We start from the raw sequence: 21,261 nt of genomic DNA on the forward strand, positions 1-21,261 counted from the left end.
GGGATAATTTTAAGGTATCATATATTAGTGTCGATACTGTTTACTTTTGCTGACGTGCCTGTGCAGCCTGTGCCAGTAAGGCAAGCATAGTTTCTGTTTCTTCCCAGCCAATACAGGCATCGGTAATACTCTGACCGTAATTTTCTGGGTTATCCTGTCGTCCGGCCATCAAATTACTTTCTACCATTACACCCATAATGTGCTGTTCACCTGCCTGAATCTGTGCGGCAATATCCTGTGCTACTTCCATTTGCCGGCGGTAATCCTTGCGGCTGTTGGCATGGCTGCAATCGATCATCAGATTAGGAGTAACCTGATTTTTGTTCAGTTCATTTACCGCTGCCTGTACATATTCATGGCTGTAATTAGGTTCTTTACCACCACGCAGAATGATGTGGCAGTCAGGATTACCGCTGGTGCGTACAATGGCCGAATGGCCAGCCTTGGTTACTGAAAGAAAATGATGCGGATGGCTGGAAGCACCAATGGCATCAATAGCAATTTTCAGATTGCCGTCAGTACCATTTTTGAAACCTACCGGACAGCTTAAACCTGAGGCCAGCTCGCGGTGTACCTGACTTTCGGTTGTACGGGCACCGATTGCTCCCCATGAAATTAGGTCGGCAAAATACTGCGGAGTAATCATGTCCAGAAATTCGGTGGCTGCCGGCATCCCCATATTGTTTAATTCCAGCAGCAGTTTACGTGCCAGACGCAAACCATAGTTAATATCATAGGAACCATCAATATGCGGATCGTTAATAAATCCTTTCCAGCCTACCGTAGTACGCGGTTTTTCAAAGTAAACCCGCATAACAATCAATAATTCTTGTGCATATTTTTCACGTAATACATTCAGACGCTTAGCGTATTCAATAGCAGCTGCCGGATCATGGATAGAACACGGACCGATAATCACCAGTAGACGTTTATCCTTGCCATGTACCAGATCCGCAATAGCATGGCGTGTATTGTGTACTACCTCAGAGGCCTGCTCTGTAATGGGCAATTCGTATAAATGAGCAATGGGTGGCAACAGTTCCTTAATTTCTTTAATTCTGACATCATCAATTGGGCGGGATGCTACCTGATTCATAGTAATTCCTGTCTGACTCTATTATTTTAAATTTTTCGTGATTTATCCATCAGGCTATAATGAATATGCTTAAAAAGCAAGGACAAAACTTTGGCAAAGATATATTCTTGCTTAAATTCGGATTTAAATAACATTTAATTATTTTTTATGATGATTTTTTATAAATTCTCGGAATAATATACTAATAATAACCATTATATTGTCTTTACGGAATAGAGAGGATTTTACTGATATAGTTTTGATTTCAGACAAATTTCAGGTACAATCGCCCACCCTGTGGTTCGTAAACCTCCCACATAAAAAAACTAGGAAATCAAATATATGCGTGCGCAAAATAATCTGGGCACGGTGAGCCTGCTGGGTAATCAGCATACGGAATACCGTAGTGATTATGCCCCGGAGCTGCTGGAAGCCTTCGACAATCAACACCCTGATAACGATTATTTCGTTAAATTTATCTGTCCTGAATTCACCAGCCTGTGCCCGAAAACCGGCCAGCCGGACTTTGCTACCATTTATATCAATTATTTACCGCGTTTGCGTATGGTAGAAAGTAAATCGTTAAAACTGTATCTGTTTAGTTTCCGCAATCATGGTGATTTTCATGAAGATTGTGTCAATATCATCATGAAAGATCTGATTGCCTTGATGCAGCCTAAATACATTGAGGTATATGGTGAATTTACACCGCGTGGCGGCATCGCCATCCATCCATATGCCAATTATGGTGAGCCTGATACACGCTATAGCGATATGGCTGCACAGCGATTACTTCAGTTTCAGGTGAAATAAGTCTTCTTAAAATGACACAAGTATCTCAGACTGCCGGTTTACATCATCCGGGCAGTTTTACTGCCTGGCGCAGTTACCGATACAACTGATAGGAATAAATATGTATGAATTTTCTGATGCGCAACGCTATAAGGCATTGCGCTGGCTGACGTTCTGGCACATGCTGGTAATCGTAGCCAGTAATTATCTGGTACAGTTTCCCTTTACTTTATTTGGATTACACAATACCTGGGGTGCTTTTACCTTTCCGTTTATTTTTCTTACCACTGATTTAACGGTAAGAATTTTTGGTTCAGGTCTGGCGCGCCGAATCATTTTCTGGGTAATGCTGCCATCATTACTGTTTTCTTATGCCATTTCTGTCCTGTTTCAGGACGGGCACTGGATGGGCTGGGCGGCATTAAGCCATTTTGATTTATTTGTTGCCCGCATTGCCCTGGCCAGTTTTACAGCCTATGTGGTCGGTCAACTGATGGATATTCTGGTATTTAACCGGCTGCGGCAGTGCCGGCGCTGGTGGCCTGCTCCCAGTGCTTCTGCTGTTTTAGGCAGTGCTGTAGATACATTGCTGTTTTTTGCTGTTGCGTTTTACCATTCGCCGGATGCATTTATGGCCGAGAACTGGTTACAGATTTCCCTGACCGATTATGCGTTCAAAATCAGCGTTGCCGCTCTGTTTTTCCTGCCTACTTATGGCATCGTACTGCGCTATTTATTATACAAACTAACTGCTTTGGCACCACGTACCGTAAACGGGTAAAAAGAATTATCAATCAACATCTGATTACAATTTATTCTTTATCATCAGGCCGCTTAAAAGCGGCCTGATTGACACACCGGCTTCTGTTATAATACGCGCCTATTTTCAAATACATGGCTAAGAGAACATCATGGAAGCGGAGCAGATTAATCAATTAAATAATATTCTGGATGATATGGCATCCCGTAGTCACGATTTACGGAGGTATCTTTGACTACGCTGGCAAAAAAGACCGCCTCGAAGAAGTAATTGGTCTGTCAGAAGATCCTGAGTTGTGGAACGATCCGAAAAAAGCTCAGGAAGTCGGTAAAGAACGCAAAGTGCTGGAGGGCATCGTACTCACACTGGATCATCTGCACAGCGGTATCGAAGATAACCGGATGCTGCTGCAGATGGCTGTGGAGGAAAATGATACAGACGGTTTTGAAGCCGTTCAGGCAGATATTACCGCTTTACAGGATGAACTGGCACAGCTTGAATTCAAACGTATGTTTAATCAGCCTGCCGATGTCAATAACTGCTTCATAGATATTGTTGCCGGTGCCGGCGGTACAGAGGCGGAAGACTGGGCTGGGATGCTGTTGCGCATGTACGTGCGTTATGGTGAACGCAAAGGCTTTAAAGTAGAAATACTTGAAGAAGATGAAGGCGAAATTGCCGGTGTGAATCGTGCTACCATTAAACTGGACGGAGAGTACGCCTACGGATTGCTGCGTACTGAAACCGGTATTCACCGTCTGGTACGGTATTCACCTTTTGATTCAAATAACAAACGGCATACTTCATTTGCATCGGTATTTGTCTATCCTGAAGTCGATGACAGCTTTGAAATTGAAATCAATCCGGCTGATTTGCGTATTGATACCTATCGTGCTTCTGGAGCAGGTGGTCAGCACATTAATAAAACTGACTCAGCTGTACGTATTACCCATGAACCGACCGGTATTGTGGTGCAGTGCCAGAATGACCGTTCTCAGCACCGTAACCGCGAAGAAGCAATGAATATGCTTAAGGCAAAATTGTTTGAGCTGGAAATGCGCCGGCGTAATGAAGAAAAGCAGAATCTGGAAGCCAGTAAAGATGATGTGGGCTGGGGGCATCAGATACGCTCTTATGTATTCGATTCATCGCGCATTAAAGATTTGCGTACCGGCTATGAAGTCGGCAATATCAAGGCAGTTATGGATGGCGACCTTGATGGTTTTATTGAAGCCAGTCTGAAACAGGGTGTTTAAGTAAAAGTCACGCGGCTGTCTGATGCATTCAGACAGCCTTGGTTTTTTAAGGTGTGTAGCAGCATGAATTGTATTGATGTCATTATTCCCTGCTACAACGCAGAAAATACACTGGGACGGGCTGTAGAAAGTGTGCTGGTGCAGCCGGAGCTCGGTTGTCTGTGGCTGGTTGATGACGCTTCCACCGATAATACCGCCACCCTGATCCAACAGTGGCAACAGCATTATCCGCAAAAAATTCGTGCAGAATATCTAGCTTCTAACCGCGGACCTGCGCTAGCGCGTAACTGGGGGGCATTACTGTCTGTCAGCAGTCACATTGCTTTTCTGGATGCCGATGATGCCTATCAGCCTTATGCCTTACAGGCAGCATGTGCTGTATTTCACTTTCTCCCGAACAGTGGTTTATTGCGCCTGCCGGTAACCGGATACAATATTCCGGAAAAATACTGTAAGCATGAACAGTTTAATCTGGCCTGGCGCACATTTGAAATGATTACCGCTACCAATACTGTTTTTAACCGTGCCTATTTTCTTGCCTGTGGTGGTTTTCCGGCTGACTCGTTGTTTCGGCAGCTGGGCGGGGAAGATGGTGCACTTGGTCTGGCGACAATAGAAAGCTGCATGGTCGCTACCCTTTTTGATAAAGCCGGCATGACCGACATCGGTGTCAATTTTTATGGTCATGACAGTATGTATGTAAACTGCTGGATTCGATGCTGTTCGGACAGATACATTCTGATTGTGATGAGTCTGCGTTGCAGCAAGCCAATGCTGTTACTCAGACTATTGTGCACCGTTTGCATGATTTGCGTCAGATACTGAATTATCCGAAACCGGGAAAGCAGGCACTACAGTTTTTTACTGATGAACCGGTTAATACTGAAACTTTGGATTAACTGAAAATTGTCTTTTGATAACTCTGGAAGTAGAAGAAACATGATAAATCCGTTATATGCCCTGTCTCCGTTGGATGGGCGCTATGCATCGTCTGTGGCTGATTTGCGCCCGATTTTTTCTGAATATGGTCTGATGCATGCTCGTGTACAGGTTGAGCTTGGCTGGCTGAAAGCACTGGCAGCCGAAGCTGGAATTAGTGAAGTTCCGCCATTCAGTCCGGCCACCATTGCAGAAATTGATCGTGTTATTGCTGAATTTTCAATAGCAGATGCGGAAGCAGTTAAAGCCATAGAAGCCACAACTAATCATGATGTGAAAGCTATTGAATACTGGCTGAAACAGCGTTTTGCCAATGTGCCTGAAGTTATGGCAGTCAGTGAATTCATTCATTTTTCCTGTACCAGTGAGGATATCAATAATCTTTCACATGCTCTGATGCTGAAACAGGCACGTGATGAAGTACTGCTGCCTAAGCTTACTGAGCTGATAACCGTATTGCGCAATCTGGCGCATACTCATGCTGCTTTGCCTATGATGTGCCGCACCCACGGACAGCCTGCGACTCCCAGTACATTGGGTAAAGAAATCGCCAATGTCGTGGCTCGTCTGCAAAGACAAATGGAATCAGTCCGGCAACAGCAGTTTTTGGGCAAAATCAATGGAGCTGTGGGTAATTACAACGCGCATCTGGTTGCCTATCCCGATATAGACTGGGAAGGACATTGCCGTCGTTTTGTCGAATATAATCTGGGGCTGACCTTTAACCCCTATACTATTCAGATTGAACCACATGATTATATGGCGGAATTTTTCCAGACGATTAGTCGTATAAACACCATTCTGATTGACTTTAACCGTGATATCTGGGGTTATATCTCTATTGGTTATTTTCGGCAGAAAGTTAAAGCCGGAGAAGTTGGTTCTTCTACTATGCCACACAAAGTCAATCCGATTGATTTTGAAAATTCAGAAGGTAATCTGGGTATGGCCAATGCTGTGCTGGGTTTCCTTGCTGAAAAACTGCCAGTATCCCGCTGGCAGCGCGATTTAACTGATAGTACTGTATTGCGTAATATGGGGACAGGCTTCGGTTACACTATATTGGGACTGACAGCGCATTTGCGTGGTCTGAATAAACTGGAAATCAATTCTGCTGCATTTGCCGCAGATCTGGATGTAACATGGGAGCTGCTGGCTGAGCCGATTCAGACAGTAATGCGCCGCTATGGGATAGCTAACCCGTATGAGCAACTTAAAGAACTTACCCGTGGTAAGCATGGAATTACCCCAGAAAGTCTGCAAGCATTTATTAATCAGCTGGCTATTCCTGACACAGCAAAAGCACAGTTACTGGCGCTTACTCCTGCATTATATGTAGGCAAGGCTCAGGAGCTTGCAGAACGAATCTGAATACAATTATCAACAAAGAGAAAATAGCTATTTTCTTTCTCTTTGTTTGAACATAATTAAATATCAGGTTATATTCGTAATTAATTGATTAAATGAATTCAAAAATTATATGCAAAATAACTAATGTAGCCAGCAGATATTTTAGATAGTGCTGTTCATGTGCAGATAGACTATGGATAGATCAAAAAAAATAATTTTGTATATTTGTGATAAAATATATAAAATAATATAAATAAAATTTAATCAGTTGAATTATAATTGGCTTGCATGGCAATTAATTAAATAAAAAGATATATTTTATAAAAGGAAACATCATGAAAAAATTATTAACAGTAACATTTTTATTCAGCACGTTTGCTTTAACCGGTTGTCTGTTTGATGATCACGATCATTATAATGAGTCAGTTAGGTATCGTGTAAAATGTACAGACGGGTCTTATCCTGATAGCTCTGGTCGTTGCTCAAATGATTCAGCGGGTAATATCTCTCTTGATATTCAGACAAATTAAGCCTGCTTTATCAAATTAATCAGGTTGTTTATTTTATAACAACCTGATTAATTGTTGGCTTTTTCATTTATCTATGTAAATGGTTAGTTACTGACTAAATTAAACTGTATAACTACCAGTAATAGATTAACATAACAAAAATGACTTATTTTTTATTCAGATTGAAAATTTATTTTATTTTGACAAATAATCAATATTACTAAGCAGTTTATAAAATTTGGTTTTATATGATTGATTATATTAAATAATAGTAATATAAAAATATTAATGATATATAGCTGCCAGAAATCTGTTTAAAGCTTTTTGTTATTTTCGGCAGATTTATTTTAACTGTAATAAAATAAATCCATCATTTAACTGATATATTATTTTTAATCTGTCTCAGATTATCAGAATAGGATTATTGATTTGGATAATTTGATAACTCAATCAAGTTATTATCCGGATCACGAATATAAATCGAAGTAATTTTTCCACAAGCTCCGGTACGGGAAGTTGGTTCTAGTTCTAATGGAATATTATGCTGATGTAAAATAGCCATTACTTCATCCAGTGTCTGTTCTACAATAAAGCACAAGTCGGCTGAACCGGGAGTAGGGTGTTGTGCTTTAGGTTCAAATTCATGGCCTTGCTGATGTAAATTAATCTTCATCTGACCAAAATGCAAAGCAGTACGATTATCTGCAAATGTACTTACCTGCATTTCAAGTACATCAGCATAAAAAGTGCAGGAGGCTTGAATATCTTTAACAGTTAATACCAGATGATCCAGTCTTTTAATCTGCATTATTAACTCCTTACTATAAAATAAAACTGGAATAGCAGTGAATTGATAATTCAGTATAAATCCAGTTCACCTGAGTTTGTCAATAGAGAAAAAAAATAACACTTACAAAGAATTGTTTGAATTTTTAGTATTATGATTTTGAAATCTGAAGACATTTAGCATATAAAAATACAAAATATGCTGGTGTTTTTATTAGAAGATTGTTTACTGTTGTAACAGTTGATAGAAATTATTATTGTATTATTAATAAAATTTGTATTTTCATTTCGTCTGTGTTCAGATTAAATACAGATTCCAGAAATAGATTAAAATCTGTATGAAATAGTCAGCCACAAACATAAATAAAAGTGCCAATCCTATTGATACATTGGCACCTGTGAATAAAAATTTTATTCCATACGCATTTCTGCAGACCTTGCGTGTGCAGTCAGGCCTTCACCATGAGCCAGAATACTGGCAATTTGTCCTAATTGTCGAGCACCCTCAGCAGAAACCTGAATCAGACTACTGCGTTTTTGGAAATCGTATACACCCAGCGGAGAGGCAAAGCGTGCAGTACGGCTGGTAGGTAATACATGATTGGGGCCGGCACAATAATCTCCCAGACTTTCACTAGTATATTGCCCCATAAAAATAGCTCCGGCATGCCGGATTTTTGGTGCCCATTTTTGCGGATCTGCTACCGAAAGCTCCAGATGCTCAGGTGCCAGATAATTGGCAATATCACAGGCCTCATCCAGATTCTGTGCCTGAATAATAGCTCCGCGATTAGTCAGAGAAGCTTCAATGATATCTTTACGCGGCATCTGTGCCAGTAACTCCTCCATCCAGGCTTCCACTTCATGAGCATAGTCTGCATTGGTTGTGATCAGTATAGCCTGTGCAATTTCATCATGCTCAGCCTGACTGAATAAATCCATAGCAACCCATTTGGCCGGAGTAGTGCCGTCTGCAATCACCAGAATTTCACTGGGACCGGCAACCATATCAATACCGACTACACCAAATACCCGCCTTTTGGCTGCTGCAACATAAGCATTGCCGGGCCCAGTAATTTTATCAACCTGAGCAATACTTTGTGTTCCATAAGCTAAAGCTGCTATAGCCTGTGCACCACCAATAGTAAAGACTTGAGTTACTCCGGCTACATAAGCTGCTGCCAGAACAATATCATTTCTCTCTCCGAAAGGCATTGGTACAACCATGACAATTTCAGCGACACCGGCTACATGAGCCGGTATAGCATTCATCATCACTGAGCTTGGATAAGCAGCTTTACCACCAGGTACATAAATACCAACGCGATCCAGAGCGGTGATTTGTTGTCCTAGTAAGGTGCCATTTTCATCTTCATATTGCCATGACTGCTGCTTTTGATGCTGATGATAACTTTCAATCCGTTTGGCAGCTGTTTGTAAAGCTTTTTGCACATCTGCCGGCAGACGGGCAAATGCTGCGGCCAAATCTGTCTGACTTAATGTCAGATTAGCCATAGACTGAACTTGTGTGTGATCAAAACGATTGGTATATTCGATTACAGCTGCATCACCCCGTTGCTGTACATCAGCACAGATAGCAGCTACTGCAGCATCCACTTGCGGATCCTGCGCAGTTTCAAATGCCTGTAGAGCAGTTAGCCTGGCTTTAAAGTCAGCATCCTGGGTAGAAATATATTTCATGCCTATGTATTACAGGCAGCCTGAGCTGCCTGATCCTGATATGATTAATTAAAAGTTATTGCCGAAATTATCATCATCCTCATCGATAACCGGTGTTTTTGATTTTGCTGCCAGCTCATGAGCCGGAATGGTATTGCCATCCACCTCAACATCATAAGGTTTCACTACCCGTACCCGTAAGCCACGACCGGCTTTACGGCTGTCAACCCATTCACTGCTAATGGCTGAAATAGCATTATTGGCATTATCAAAACCATAGTCCTTGGCGTTAAAGCCACCATCACTGGTTACCAGTTCGCGGGCAACTGAGCTGACAGTAGCCCAGCCTTCAATATCACAGGTTCTTTCAATAGCCTTCTGTACCATCGGTACCAGACGGTTCCAGTGGTGCTGGCCGGATATTTCATTGGAAGAACGACCAGATTTGGTTGGGCGGTTATTAAACCCAGATTTGGCTGGGCGGCCACGGCCACGGTTATTTTCAACAGGTGTTACTGCAGCTTCAAATACTGCTTTACGCGGACGACCACGACCACGCTTAGTCTGATTTTCCCGGTTTTTATCATAACTGGTGAATTCCGGAACTTGTGTTTCAATTTGTACCAGTACTGGTTCTGCCTGTTTTTCTTCCGGTTCAATGGTTACACTTACCTTTTCCGCCGGCATAGCTGTGCCCGCGGCGGGAATAGTAATAACCAGTGGCGCATCATTATTTTGCTGGAAAGCTGTCTGCTCATTATTTGATATATAAGGCTTGCTTTCTGTTTTGGGCGTAAGATTATTATTGCGTTTTTTCAGACGCAGCCATAAATGATTACCATGCATCTGAGTTTCAAAAATATCAATAGCACTAATCAGATAAGAAAGCTTGGTGTAGCCATAATTACGTGCATCAAAATCAGAATTAACTTTATTAATATACTGACCGACAACACCTAATGATGTCCAGCCATCATCATCTGCATGTTCTTTCACTGCATTGCGGAACAGGTTTATTAATGCTGTATCCTGCTTCAGTTCTGCCGGTGTTTTACGTTTATTGCGGAAAATCGGTGTCTGGGTTTTATCTTCTCCGATTTCTACAGTGGTATGGCTAAGTAAATTTTCAGTATAAATAAATTTGTCACATGCTTTACGGAAAGATTCAGGCGTTTTTTTCTGTCCGAAACCATAAACAGTCAGACCATTCTCACGGATACGCGAAGCCAGACGGGTGAAATCACTATCACTGGATACAATACAGAAGCCATCAAAAGTATTACTGTATAATAAGTCCATGGCATCAATTACCATGGCCATATCAGTAGCATTTTTCCCTTTGGTATAGGCAAATTGCTGTACGGGAGTAATTGCATGCGGTAGTAGTGCATCTTTCCATTTCGACAGACCGCTGCTCCAGTCCCCGTAAATGCGTTTAACACTGGCAATACCGTATTTAGCAATTTCTTCCAGTAAGGATTCAACAATACTGGCCGAAGCATTATCAGCATCAATAAGTACTGCCAGTTTGGCCGAATTTTCCGTAGTCATCTATAGAATTCCTGTTAATTAAAAAAAAATTAAATTTCATGATTTTTAGCATTGGTAAAAACATCAATAATTGGTTGTATAGCAGCATATTTCAGCTTTAAGGCCGCCTTATTTACGACCAGCCGGCTGGAAATATCCACAACATGTTCTACTGCCTGCAGGTTGTTTGCCTTTAATGTATTTCCGGTTGAAACCAGATCAACGATCGCATCGGCCAGACCTACCAATGGTGCCAGCTCCATTGAACCGTACAATTTAATTAAATCAATGTGTACTCCCTTACCGGCAAAGTGTTCAGCAGCAATATTAGGATATTTACTGGCTACACGTAAGCGGCAGCCGGGCTGCGAAGCTGCTGCATAATCAAACCCGTTGCGCACGGCTACCATCATTCTGCATCGTGCAATATTCAAGTCCAGTGGCTGATATAACCCATCGCCATTATGTTCAATTAAAACATCTTTTCCGGCAATTCCAAAATCAGCAGCTCCATATTGCACATATGTGGGTACATCTGTTGCGCGAACAATGATCAATCGGATATTGTCGTGATTAGTATTAATAATCAGTTTGCGTGACTGTTCCGGATCTTCGATAGCATTAATTCCTGCTGCTGCAAGTAAAGGCAGTGTTTCTTCATAAATACGACCTTTGGATAACGCTATAGTTAATTGTGAAGTCATTTTTGTCAGTATAGTATACATAAAAGCAAACTTATTAAGCTATAAATTATTTTTGCAGAAAAATAAGTTTGCAGAAATTATAAAAATAATAATTAAATAATTTTAATCCAGTAATTGTTTTATGTCATGAGCCAATTGTGTCGCTGTCTGGCTATGTGGCTCGTAAACCACAGTAAATCCCTGTTTGTCAATTAAATATGTACCTGTACTATGATCCAGTAAATATTCATCAGGATTATTACCTGCTACTTTATGTACAGCAATTTTATACTGATTGAGAACGTCATTAAGCTCCTTTTGGTGCTGGTTGTCTGCAGTCAGACCAATGAAATCAGGGTTAAATGCTGGTGCATAAGTCTCCATAACCTGTGGTGTATCCCGTTGAGGATCAACTGTAATGAATAATATCTGTACTTGCTTTCCCTGCTGACCCAGCTGATTTATTGCATCCGCATAAGCAAGCAGATTGGTTGGACAAACATCAGGGCAATGAGTATAACCGAATACCAGTGCAACTACCTTGCCCTGATAATCACGCAAATGTACGGTTTTACCATTTGCACTGAGTAAAGAAAAATCTTTGCCGCCGAGACCGGCATCGCGGACATCGCTACCCTCGAAATTGTATTGGCGCTGCGACCGGACTGAATCAGCATTTGCAGGCTGCGTACTGGTTGCAGCTGACTGAGGCTGGCAAGCGCCTAATACGGTCGCATATGTTGTTACAGCTAAAAGTATTTGTATTTTACGCATAGACTTAATAATAATACAAAATCGGACTTTAGATAAATATTTATAAATCTGAATTTTTTTAGATTTAAATGAATAGGCAATATATATAAAATCCAAAATTACAATCAATATTCTAATCCAAAAAATAAAAAATATTTTTACCATAAAAAAATTCTTTACAGCCATGGAAAATCCGTTATAATGCGTCTTCTTCGCTAGCCCAGGTGGCGAAATTGGTAGACGCAGGGGACTCAAAATCCCCCGCCGCAAGGTGTGACGGTTCGAGTCCGTCCCTGGGCACCAGATTTTGAAAACCGCTGATAACAGCGGTTTTTTTTATTCTGTTTATGCCAACTCCTTAAACATTTCCCAATACATATATTGTATAGAGGCATAGGCAAAAATTTGCGAAAATTTAATAACTTATCCGGCATTGTTTAACATATACCCCCTTTGTTTTAGTTGGTATTTATCTTTTACCGGTAGTTGTATGACATTCTGTATAAGATCCGGATCAATATCCGGTACTAATTATTGAAATTGATTTCTAAAATGATTATTAAGCAGGCTGACAGTAAAGTAAAAGATTTAGAAATACTATGCCGGCTATTACAATGGCCTGATTTATTACCGCAGAAGCGACAAAATATTGAACAGCATCTTCGGTCAATCCGTTCGGGTATTAAAGGTGAGGCTGAGTCTGCATATCAGCTGCAGTTTCATTTTGGAAATCATCCTGATTGGGTAATTATTCATGATTTAAGATTAAAATATCAGGGAAAAGTAGCACAAATCGACCATTTACTGATTAACCGCTATTTGCAAATATTTGTATGTGAAAGTAAAAGAGTAACTGGTAGTCTGATTATCAATGAGCAGGGTGAATTTTCACGCAGGTATGAAGGCAATGAGCAGGGAATGCCATCTCCAGTAGAACAAAACCGTCGTCATATCAGTTTGTTGAATAGTTTGTTGCATTCAGAGCTGATTCAGTTACCAGCCCGTTTTGGTTGGAAACTACAGCCGTCTCTATATAGCCTGATACTGATTTCTAATGATACTTATATCAGGCGACCAAAAAATCCTGTTTCTGGTTTAAGCAGCGTGATAAAAAATGAGCAACTGCAAACAAAAATTCAGCAGTTAAGCAAACATTCACGCATATTCGGCATTATTCGCAAGGTATCAAGTATCAGTATACAAACATTTGCGCGGCAGCTGGTACAGTTGCACCGGCGTGCACGATATGATTGGCCCAGTTATTTTGGTTTGAATAAACCAGTCAGTCACCTCACTGATTCTGTTATTGTCACGCAGACACAAGTACAAACTGAAAATCTAAGTACAAAAACTCATTATTTTTGCTCAGGCTGTCATAAAAATATTACTGGTAGTGTGGTTTATTATTGTCATAATCATAAAAACATATTCGGAGGTAAAACATATTGCTATCAATGTCAGCAAAAAGTTAAACAACAATAAATGGTTATGATTTTCATATTTTCATTCTGAGCTTTGTATATCATCGAATATTGCTCCAAATATATTATAAGACATTAATATTCTGGTTTAACCAAACATTATTTTACTCAGAATACTACTAGAAAATTTTTTTATAACCACTATATTATAAATATACATTTTAGTAAGTTAATTAATTTTTAAATAATATGTAAAAGTACTATTCCATAAGTATTTATTCATGGTTTATGCAATTATCGTATTATCGCCAAATAAACTTTGCTAATTGAATTATTAAAAATCATTGAAAATAAATAGGAATCCACACATGAATATTACTGACATTTCCAGACAGCGCTATACCGCTAAACATTACGATAAAACCAAAAAAATTCCGGCAGAGCAGTTAGCGCAACTGTTTGAAGTTATCAGAAACAGCCCTTCATCAGTAAATTCACAGCCATGGCATTTTTTTGTAGTGGATAATGATGAGGCTCGTGCCAGAATAATGCCGGCAATTGTAGAAATGAATCATCCGCGGGTAGCTGACTCATCACATACCTTAATATTCTGTGCTAAAACCCCCTTAAATGAGCAGCATTTACAAAATGTACTGGCTCAGGAGGAAAAGGATGGCCGTTTTGAAGAGAATGAATTTAAGGAAATGACGGATAAAGGCCGCCGTTTTTTTGTTAATAAAAATAGTGTAACACCTCATAGCCAGCTTGAGTGGGAGTGCAGACAATTATATATTGTACTGGGGCAGTTATTATTTGCCGCCGCTGCTATTGGTATCGATTCAACAGCAATTGAAGGCTTTGATGATCAGAAAATGGATGAAATTCTTGGTCTGCAACAAGAGGGACTGAAGAGTGTACTGGTAGTCAGTCTTGGCTATCGTGCCGCTAATGACAGTAATGCCACCCGGCCAAAATCACGTTTACCTGAAGAGCAGATATTTACCCGTTTGTAATCATTTTTACTGGTTTATTATTCTTGTATGGCAAAACATTAAATATAATTGCAATTTGTATTTATTGTTTTGTCTTATGACTAACTATGCTTATGTATTTAAATAAGTATCTGTCTGCTTATTATAAAGGTTGCATGGAAGTTGATTATTTAACCTTATAATTAAATTGCATTTACTCAATGAAAGTCAGCCTTGTCAATGTTGGTGATAATGAAGTGCAAAGTCTTGCTGGAACAAATCATAATGAAAATAGAAAACAAGTTGGGTAATGCTGCATCTGAAATCGAAGTAAAACCATACTCTCCACTCTATGCTATTGAAATATGCGATTTGTTTCATTCGACTATTCATGCTATTGATACCGATATTTATAGCAAAGCAGAGCAAGAAGCATGGTGCCCAACACCACCAGATTATCAGATGTGGTTAAAACGTTTAGATAACACTCAGCCTTGGATGGCTATCTTTGGCTCACGTCTTGCAGGGTTTATTGAACTTAAAGATGATGGTTACATAGACTGTTTTTACGTGCATCCTGACTTTCAAAAACGTGGCATAGCTAGAAAACTTTATGACCATGTGCTTGACTTGGCACACCAGAAAAATTTTTCACAATTAAGTGTAGATGCTTCAAAAGTGGCCATGCCAATTTTCCAAAAATGGGGTTTTATAATAAAGCGGGCTAACAAAATATACAGAAAAAATCAGGTACTGATAAATTACCATATGTATAAAACACTTTGATTTTTATTGCGGCCTTTGTACGGTAAAGCTTCATTCAAACTAAATTCCTAACCACACTTTTTTGAGGCATTTGGGCTTATATTCAGACCTAAATACCTCTAGATAAGTGACTATTTATCGCCATTTCCCTATTTTAAACGCAACTTTCCTGCTGTACAGATAACCCTCGTTTGATATCAAAGTTCAATAAGCTGCCTGAAAGATGAGCTTAAATTAATTCAGTCAATGGAGTTTCAAATTAAACCGTATTTACGAAACCAAAGAATAAGTAGAAAACTTTATGAAGATAGCAGAATAGGAATAAATAGATCTGTAAAGTTGCCGAGGGTTAAATGAATAAGGATACAGCAATCCTTATTCTGGCTGTTACTGTATTCGGATAAAATATTTTTGTGCTTATCTTATTAAAAAATCAATAAAAATAAATTATTTAACAAAGTTTAGAATATTTTCTTTCTTAATGTGTTTTATACAATAGTTAGTTACAACTTTTTCATTACATCTGATAAATTTTTTACCCATAAAAGTATAGATTCATAAATTTTGAAACTATTCCATTATCTTCTAATTCTGGAAAATTGACTGCTTTGTTATTTTAGTACCGTTTATGTAATATTTTCTCTTCATTTTAAATATCAGTATAAGGAATAGCTGAATATATAATTATTCAATGCATTGGCACAGCCGATGCTCGCAGATGGCTATGCATCATTTTTTATTAATGTAGTTTTGAAAGGTTTACTGCCCTTAATATTTATCTTCTTTGAATTGTGATAATACTGCTAATACTTAAATACAGTTATCATATGCGGCTGCTTAAGGATAAAAATTACCATTAAAATAAGCAAAATTACTTATCTTGAAAAATTAAATCTGACCAATATCATGAATCTTTAAAAATAACTTTTTCTTCAAAAATTTTTATTTAGGTATAACAATTGTGTATTAAATTGGCTGTACTACAATCTGAACTTAAGGTTTTTGTAATTAAATTTATTATTTTATTCATACCGGTACTTTTAAATGCTAAATCAATTTCATTTAAATACTAATGCAAATAAATTATTTATTAAACATTTTATTTAAAATGTTTAATACCTTGTTCACAGACAAAAAAAGATATGCTTATATCATGTTTTTCGGTTTGAATTTCATCTAACTGCTGACAGGCAAAGCCAACTCCTATTAATTTCGGTTGCCAGTGATGTAAAGCCGAAAGCGTTGCATCATAATAACCCCCGCCCTGTCCAAGACGATTACCCCTTTGATCAATTCCCAGCAACGGTACAATCAGAGTATGTAAATACCGAGCCCGAATGCGCTGACCGGTAAATTGAGGAATTGAACCACGTTTATACTTCAATCCGTACTGAGTCAGATAGCGGGTTGTGGTTTGTTTCCGGGGCAGGTGCGGACAGGGGGTGAACCATAATTCTCGTTGTCTGGCTGTAATATAAGGCAAATAAACCGTAGCCCCGCGTTTTTGAGCAGTAGTAATTAACGACCACAGTGATAATTCACTGCCTACTGCCCAGTATACGGCAATCCGTTTTTGACGCCGGATCAGCGGATAGAGCAGACGGTTAATCCGATTAGTGGCCGGCTGACGCTGTTCAGGCTTTAACTGCTTACGCTGGTTGCGCAAATAACCACGCAGTTGTCTTTTGTCTGTATGTATCTGCATAGTTTAGCTTACTGCTATCCGGTCAGAATATTGCAACGGCGCATACTTGCCGTAACTGCTTTTTTTCTGTATCATCTGAATGTTTTACCTCGGTAAAAATCACTAACGCTCGCACTGTACGCGAAAGGGTGCTCTGTTACAGAGTTCTATGCGTGGCAGTGTCAGGCTTTAACCCTTTTAAGGATAGGTATTATGTCACAAATTACTATGCGCCAGATGCTGGAAGCAGGCGTACACTTTGGTCATCAGACACGTTACTGGAACCCGAAAATGGCTGAGTACATTTTTGGTGCACGTAACAAAATTCATATCATCAATCTGGAAAAAACCCTGCCGTTGTTTGTAGAAGCGCAGGATGTAGTACGCCGTCTGGCTGCCAATAAAGGAACTGTACTGTTCGTAGGTACTAAACGGCAGGCACGTGATATCGTTAAGGAAGAAGCTACCCGCGCCGGTGCTCCTTACGTTGATCATCGCTGGCTGGGCGGTATGCTGACCAATTACAAAACTGTAAAACAGTCTATTAAACGTCTGGAAGAAAAAACTGCTGCTTTGGAAAATGCTACTGAAGCCGGTTACAGTAAAAAAGAAGTGCTGGAAATGCAGCGCGAAGTCGCTAAGCTGGAACGTTCTCTGGGTGGTATCAAAGATATGAAAGGCTTGCCGGATGCAATTTTCGTTATCGATACCGGCTATCAGAAAGGTACTCTGGTAGAAGCTGCTAAACTGGGTATTCCGGTTATTGCTGTGGTTGATACCAATAACAGCCCTGATGATGTTAAATATGTGATTCCGGGTAATGATGACTCAGCTAAGGCAATTCGTCTGTATTGCCGTGGTATTGCTGATGCTATTCTGGAAGGTAAAGCTCAGTCTTTACAGGAAGTAGTTCAGGCTGCTCAGGCTGCCGAAGAGAAACAGGCTGCAGCTGCTGAATAATCAGTTATCTCACATCTTTGCAAAAGAAGGGGACATTAGTGCCCCTTTTTTTAAAATAATTTTTCAGCCTGATATTCGCCAGGTTGAGCATAATCAAGTTTAAGGAGTAAAACATGGCTGCAATTACTGCAAAAATGGTAGGTGATTTGCGTGCTGCTACCGGTTTGGGCATGATGGAATGCAAAAAAGCTTTGGTAGAAGCCGAAGGTAATATGGAAAAAGCCGAAGAAATTTTGCGCATTAAATCCGGAGCTAAAGCAGGTAAGCTGGCCGGCCGTACTGCCGCAGAAGGTGTGGTTGCTGAATATGTGGATGGTAAAATAGGTGCCGTTGCCGAAATTAACTGTGAAACAGACTTCGTTGCCAAAGATGCCAGCTTTATGGCATTTGCTCAGGCAGTGGCTAAAGCAGTTGCCGTACATAATCCGGCTAGTCTTGAAGCCCTGGCAGAAGCCAAAACCGATGATGGCGTAACTATTGAAGAAGCTCGTAAAGCTGTTATTGCTAAATTAGGTGAAAACATCACTGTTCGGCGGTTTGAACGGATTGAAACTGATAATAGTCTGGTAACCTATATGCACGGTACCAAAATCGGGGTACTGGTTGAGCACAAAGGTGGCGATACACAGGCTATCCGTCAGGTAGCCATGCATATTGCTGCATCCAGACCTCAATGCGTTTCAGCTGCTGAAGTGAATCCGGAAATTGTGGCAAAAGAACGCCACATTTATGAAGAGCAGGCTGCAGCTTCCGGTAAACCGGCAAATATCGTTGAAAAAATGGTTGAAGGCCGGATACAGAAATTCCTGGCTGAAGTAACTCTGCTGGGCCAGCAGTTTGTTATTAATCCTGACCAGACCGTGGAAAAATTCCTGAAAGAACAAAATGCTGAAGTAAACCGTTTTGTTGCTTTCCATGTTGGTGAAGGTATTGAGAAAAAAGAAGTGGATTATGCGGCTGAAGTAGCTGCTGCTTCTAAAGTATAAGGCTGTTTATGCCACGGGCACTCTGGATTCAGGCTCCTGAATCAGGGTGCTTTTTTTTGAGTTATCTGTTTAATTAGGTTGAGATAGCTGAAATAAAAGTTCCCTTTTTTTATTTTGAAAAATTTATTGATCGCTGTTAAACATCTAATGGCAAACTGATAGAAAGAATGATCATGACTAAACCAGCAAAATACAAACGTGTATTATTAAAATTATCCGGTGAGTCCTTAATGGGGCCAGATGCTTTTGGTATCAACCGCGATACCATTATGCAAATTACTGCGCAGGTTAAAGAAGTGGTCGATATGGGTGTAGAGGTGGCTATTGTCATTGGAGGCGGTAACATCTTTCGCGGAATGGCTCAATCAGCTAAAGGTATGGAGCGTGCTACTGCTGATTATATGGGCATGATGGCTACAGTGATGAATGCACTGGCTTTGAAAGAAGCATTTGAAAGTCAGCAGGTTAAAGCCAGGGTTCAGTCAGCACTGAGTATGCAGCAGGTAGCAGAAACTTATGCCCGCCCAAAAGCCATTCAGTATCTGGAAGAAGGAAAAGTGGTGATTTTTGCAGCAGGAACCGGCAACCCATTTTTTACTACAGACACAGCAGCAAGTCTGCGTGGTGTAGAAATGAATTGTGATATTATGTTAAAAGCAACCAATGTGGACGGAGTTTATACTGCAGATCCTAAAACCAACCCTGAAGCTAAACGCTATCAGCAAATTACATTTGACAATGCGATTAGTCAGAACCTGAAAGTGATGGATGCTACAGCATTTGCTTTATGTCGTGAACAGAAACTGAATATTGTAGTATTCGGTATCTTCAAACAGGGAGCACTAAAACGGGTTATCTGTGGTGAGGACGAAGGTACATTAGTCCATGTATAACATTAGACTGCTTAACTAAACTTGTGGTGACGCGTATAACTGCGTTAGTATGCGCGTTTGCCATTTTCTGACAGCAAAAATTTGAGAAAATTGAAATAAATGCTGTCAGGTCAGACAGGAATATTCATGATTAACGAAATTCAACGTACTGCTGAAACCAAAATGCAGAAATCACTGGATGTATTGCGCGATAATCTGTCTAAAGTTCGTACAGGACGCGCTCATACCGGTTTACTTGATCAGGTTGAGGTGGAATATTACGGAAGCATGGTATCTGTAAGTCAGGTTGCCAGTGTAACCTTGCTGGATGCACGTACTATCGGGGTAAAGCCCTATGAAAGTAAAATGGCTGCCGTTATTGAAAAGGCTATTCGTAACTCAAATCTTGGCCTGAATCCGGCTGCAATGGGCGATCTGATTCGGGTACCCATGCCAATGCTTACCGAAGAGCGGCGCAAAGATCTAATTAAAGTAGTCCGCGGCGAAGCAGAAGATGGTCGGGTAGTCGTGCGTAATATACGTCGTGATGCCAATAATGACCTCAAACGTCTACATAAAGACAAAGAAATCAGTGAAGACGAAGTACGTCGTGGTGAAGAAGGTGTTCAGAAGCTTACTGATAAATACATTGCTGAAATTGATAAGATGCTGGCAACCAAAGAAGCCGATCTAATGGCAATCTGAACTATATAATTGCAGTAAAGGATGTATTTTGACTACCAGTAGTACTCAGAGTGTACCTGAACATACCGAAATTCCCCGGCATATTGCCGTCATTATGGACGGTAATGGACGCTGGGCTAAAAAACGCCTGATGCCTCGTATTATGGGGCATAAAAAAGGGCTGGAAATGCTGGAAGAAATGACAGCAAATTGCGCACGTATGGGCGTAGAATATCTGACAGTCTTCGCTTTTTCTACAGAAAACTGGCGTCGTCCGATGGACGAGGTTAATTTTCTGATGGGGCTGTTTTTGCAGTCATTGCAAAAACGGGTACAAAAATTGCACAAAAATAATCTGCGTCTGCGTGTCATTGGTGATCGCAGCCGTTTTGCGGCAGAAATAGTACGCGGGATTGAAGAAGCGGAAGCATTAACAGCGGAAAATACAGGGCTGACCCTGACTATAGCTGCTGATTATGGTGGTCGCTGGGATATTTTGCAGGCGGTTAATCAGGCTATTCAGGCTGGAGCCACTAAGCTGACTGAAACCAGCATTCTGCCATATCTGTCACTTGGTTATGCTCCTGAACCCGATTTATTTATCCGTACAGGCGGCGAAACCCGTATCAGTAATTTTCTTTTATGGCAACTGGCTTATACCGAGCTCTATTTTACACCGGTTCTATGGCCGGATTTTGATGAATCTCAGCTGGCTAATGCTGTACGCTCCTATCAGGAGCGGGAGAGACGGTTTGGCAGAACCTCAGAGCAGTTGCCACTTACCCAACAGCGACCCTGATTTCAT

21 protein-coding genes, 1 tRNA gene and 1 riboswitch are annotated in these 21,261 nt (G+C 40.4%); of the genes, 15 read left to right on the forward strand and 7 right to left on the reverse strand.

The window, feature by feature from the left end; all coding sequences use genetic code 11:
• Nucleotides 1-40: 40 nt before the first annotated feature.
• Nucleotides 41-1,096, reverse strand: coding sequence for a 3-deoxy-7-phosphoheptulonate synthase AroG (gene aroG, locus H3T84_RS08480; RefSeq protein ID WP_174829654.1), 1,056 nt, complete (start codon nucleotides 1,094-1,096; stop codon nucleotides 41-43).
• A 270-nt stretch (nucleotides 1,097-1,366) separates the two neighbouring features.
• A riboswitch (PreQ1 riboswitch) is annotated at nucleotides 1,367-1,411 on the forward strand.
• A 6-nt stretch (nucleotides 1,412-1,417) separates the two neighbouring features.
• Between aroG and queF the strand changes: the two genes are divergently transcribed.
• From queF to H3T84_RS08510, 6 genes are all read left to right on the forward strand, one after another.
• Nucleotides 1,418-1,888, forward strand: coding sequence for a preQ(1) synthase (gene queF / locus H3T84_RS08485; RefSeq protein WP_025329682.1), 471 nt, complete (start codon nucleotides 1,418-1,420; stop codon nucleotides 1,886-1,888).
• A 100-nt stretch (nucleotides 1,889-1,988) separates the two neighbouring features.
• Nucleotides 1,989-2,648, forward strand: a complete 660-nt coding sequence (locus H3T84_RS08490) for a 7-cyano-7-deazaguanine/7-aminomethyl-7-deazaguanine transporter (protein ID WP_025329683.1) — start codon at nucleotides 1,989-1,991, stop codon at nucleotides 2,646-2,648.
• 130 nt (nucleotides 2,649-2,778) lie between these two features.
• A protein-coding gene (gene prfB, locus H3T84_RS08495; RefSeq protein ID WP_096766013.1) for a peptide chain release factor 2 occupies nucleotides 2,779-3,883 on the forward strand; the annotation gives its coding sequence in 2 pieces (ribosomal slippage) (nucleotides 2,779-2,859 and nucleotides 2,861-3,883; 1,104 coding nt in all).
• 63 nt (nucleotides 3,884-3,946) lie between these two features.
• Nucleotides 3,947-4,708 carry a glycosyltransferase family 2 protein gene (locus H3T84_RS08500; protein WP_100117254.1) on the forward strand — a complete coding sequence of 254 codons (762 nt, stop codon included), beginning with the start codon at nucleotides 3,947-3,949 and terminating at the stop codon, nucleotides 4,706-4,708.
• A 114-nt stretch (nucleotides 4,709-4,822) separates the two neighbouring features.
• The gene (gene purB, locus H3T84_RS08505; protein WP_198218848.1) at nucleotides 4,823-6,193 is read left to right on the forward strand and encodes an adenylosuccinate lyase; all 1,371 of its coding nucleotides are present in this window, start codon (nucleotides 4,823-4,825) and stop codon (nucleotides 6,191-6,193) included.
• Between the two features lie 314 nt (nucleotides 6,194-6,507).
• Complete coding sequence (locus H3T84_RS08510; protein WP_198218849.1) at nucleotides 6,508-6,702, forward strand: hypothetical protein; 195 nt, start codon at nucleotides 6,508-6,510, stop codon at nucleotides 6,700-6,702.
• 400 nt (nucleotides 6,703-7,102) lie between these two features.
• On the opposite strand, the gene H3T84_RS08515 is transcribed toward H3T84_RS08510, so the two are convergent.
• From H3T84_RS08515 to H3T84_RS08535, 5 genes are all read right to left on the reverse strand, one after another.
• Entirely contained in the window at nucleotides 7,103-7,489 is a 387-nt protein-coding gene (locus tag H3T84_RS08515) for a VOC family protein (RefSeq protein WP_198218850.1), read from the reverse strand.
• 389 nt (nucleotides 7,490-7,878) lie between these two features.
• Nucleotides 7,879-9,168 (reverse strand): histidinol dehydrogenase, encoded by a 1,290-nt coding sequence (hisD, locus tag H3T84_RS08520; RefSeq protein WP_198218851.1) that lies wholly within the window; start codon nucleotides 9,166-9,168, stop codon nucleotides 7,879-7,881.
• 48 nt (nucleotides 9,169-9,216) lie between these two features.
• Nucleotides 9,217-10,698 carry an NYN domain-containing protein gene (locus H3T84_RS12505; RefSeq protein WP_198218852.1) on the reverse strand — a complete coding sequence of 494 codons (1,482 nt, stop codon included), beginning with the start codon at nucleotides 10,696-10,698 and terminating at the stop codon, nucleotides 9,217-9,219.
• Nucleotides 10,699-10,727: 29 nt separating this feature from the next.
• Nucleotides 10,728-11,381: an ATP phosphoribosyltransferase gene (hisG, locus tag H3T84_RS08530; protein ID WP_198218853.1), complete on the reverse strand. Its 654-nt coding sequence runs from the start codon at nucleotides 11,379-11,381 to the stop codon at nucleotides 10,728-10,730.
• A 102-nt stretch (nucleotides 11,382-11,483) separates the two neighbouring features.
• Nucleotides 11,484-12,134 carry an SCO family protein gene (locus tag H3T84_RS08535; RefSeq protein ID WP_198218854.1) on the reverse strand — a complete coding sequence of 217 codons (651 nt, stop codon included), beginning with the start codon at nucleotides 12,132-12,134 and terminating at the stop codon, nucleotides 11,484-11,486.
• Between the two features lie 197 nt (nucleotides 12,135-12,331).
• On the opposite strand from H3T84_RS08535, the gene H3T84_RS08540 reads away from it, so the two are divergent.
• The 4 genes from H3T84_RS08540 to H3T84_RS08555 all read left to right on the forward strand — a co-directional run bounded on the left by H3T84_RS08540 (nucleotide 12,332) and on the right by H3T84_RS08555 (nucleotide 15,291).
• Nucleotides 12,332-12,416: transfer RNA gene (locus H3T84_RS08540), tRNA-Leu, on the forward strand.
• 231 nt (nucleotides 12,417-12,647) lie between these two features.
• The gene (locus tag H3T84_RS08545; RefSeq protein WP_198218855.1) at nucleotides 12,648-13,595 is read left to right on the forward strand and encodes a nuclease-related domain-containing protein; all 948 of its coding nucleotides are present in this window, start codon (nucleotides 12,648-12,650) and stop codon (nucleotides 13,593-13,595) included.
• A 307-nt stretch (nucleotides 13,596-13,902) separates the two neighbouring features.
• Nucleotides 13,903-14,547 carry an oxygen-insensitive NAD(P)H nitroreductase gene (gene nfsB, locus H3T84_RS08550; RefSeq protein WP_198218856.1) on the forward strand — a complete coding sequence of 215 codons (645 nt, stop codon included), beginning with the start codon at nucleotides 13,903-13,905 and terminating at the stop codon, nucleotides 14,545-14,547.
• A 243-nt stretch (nucleotides 14,548-14,790) separates the two neighbouring features.
• On the forward strand, nucleotides 14,791-15,291 hold the full coding sequence (locus H3T84_RS08555; RefSeq protein WP_198218857.1) for a GNAT family N-acetyltransferase: 501 nt from the start codon (nucleotides 14,791-14,793) through the stop codon (nucleotides 15,289-15,291).
• A 1,078-nt stretch (nucleotides 15,292-16,369) separates the two neighbouring features.
• On the opposite strand, the gene H3T84_RS08560 is transcribed toward H3T84_RS08555, so the two are convergent.
• A complete protein-coding gene (locus H3T84_RS08560; protein ID WP_198218858.1) occupies nucleotides 16,370-16,975 on the reverse strand; it encodes a 5-formyltetrahydrofolate cyclo-ligase in 606 nt (201 codons plus the stop codon).
• 192 nt (nucleotides 16,976-17,167) lie between these two features.
• Between H3T84_RS08560 and rpsB the strand changes: the two genes are divergently transcribed.
• The 5 genes from rpsB (at nucleotide 17,168) to H3T84_RS08585 (ending at nucleotide 21,255) form a co-directional block, all read left to right on the forward strand.
• Nucleotides 17,168-17,914, forward strand: a complete 747-nt coding sequence (gene rpsB, locus H3T84_RS08565) for a 30S ribosomal protein S2 (protein WP_198218859.1) — start codon at nucleotides 17,168-17,170, stop codon at nucleotides 17,912-17,914.
• Nucleotides 17,915-18,027: 113 nt separating this feature from the next.
• Complete coding sequence (gene tsf / locus H3T84_RS08570; protein ID WP_174832546.1) at nucleotides 18,028-18,900, forward strand: translation elongation factor Ts; 873 nt, start codon at nucleotides 18,028-18,030, stop codon at nucleotides 18,898-18,900.
• Nucleotides 18,901-19,073: 173 nt separating this feature from the next.
• Nucleotides 19,074-19,793: a UMP kinase gene (gene pyrH / locus H3T84_RS08575; RefSeq protein WP_174832547.1), complete on the forward strand. Its 720-nt coding sequence runs from the start codon at nucleotides 19,074-19,076 to the stop codon at nucleotides 19,791-19,793.
• A gap of 126 nt (nucleotides 19,794-19,919) precedes the next feature.
• Nucleotides 19,920-20,477, forward strand: a complete 558-nt coding sequence (gene frr / locus H3T84_RS08580) for a ribosome recycling factor (RefSeq protein WP_100117267.1) — start codon at nucleotides 19,920-19,922, stop codon at nucleotides 20,475-20,477.
• 28 nt (nucleotides 20,478-20,505) lie between these two features.
• A complete protein-coding gene (locus H3T84_RS08585; protein WP_174832548.1) occupies nucleotides 20,506-21,255 on the forward strand; it encodes an isoprenyl transferase in 750 nt (249 codons plus the stop codon).
• The last annotated feature ends 6 nt before the right edge of the window (nucleotides 21,256-21,261 follow it).

This window comes from Snodgrassella sp. M0110 (assembly GCF_016101465.1).
GTDB lineage: Bacteria > Pseudomonadota > Gammaproteobacteria > Burkholderiales > Neisseriaceae > Snodgrassella > Snodgrassella alvi.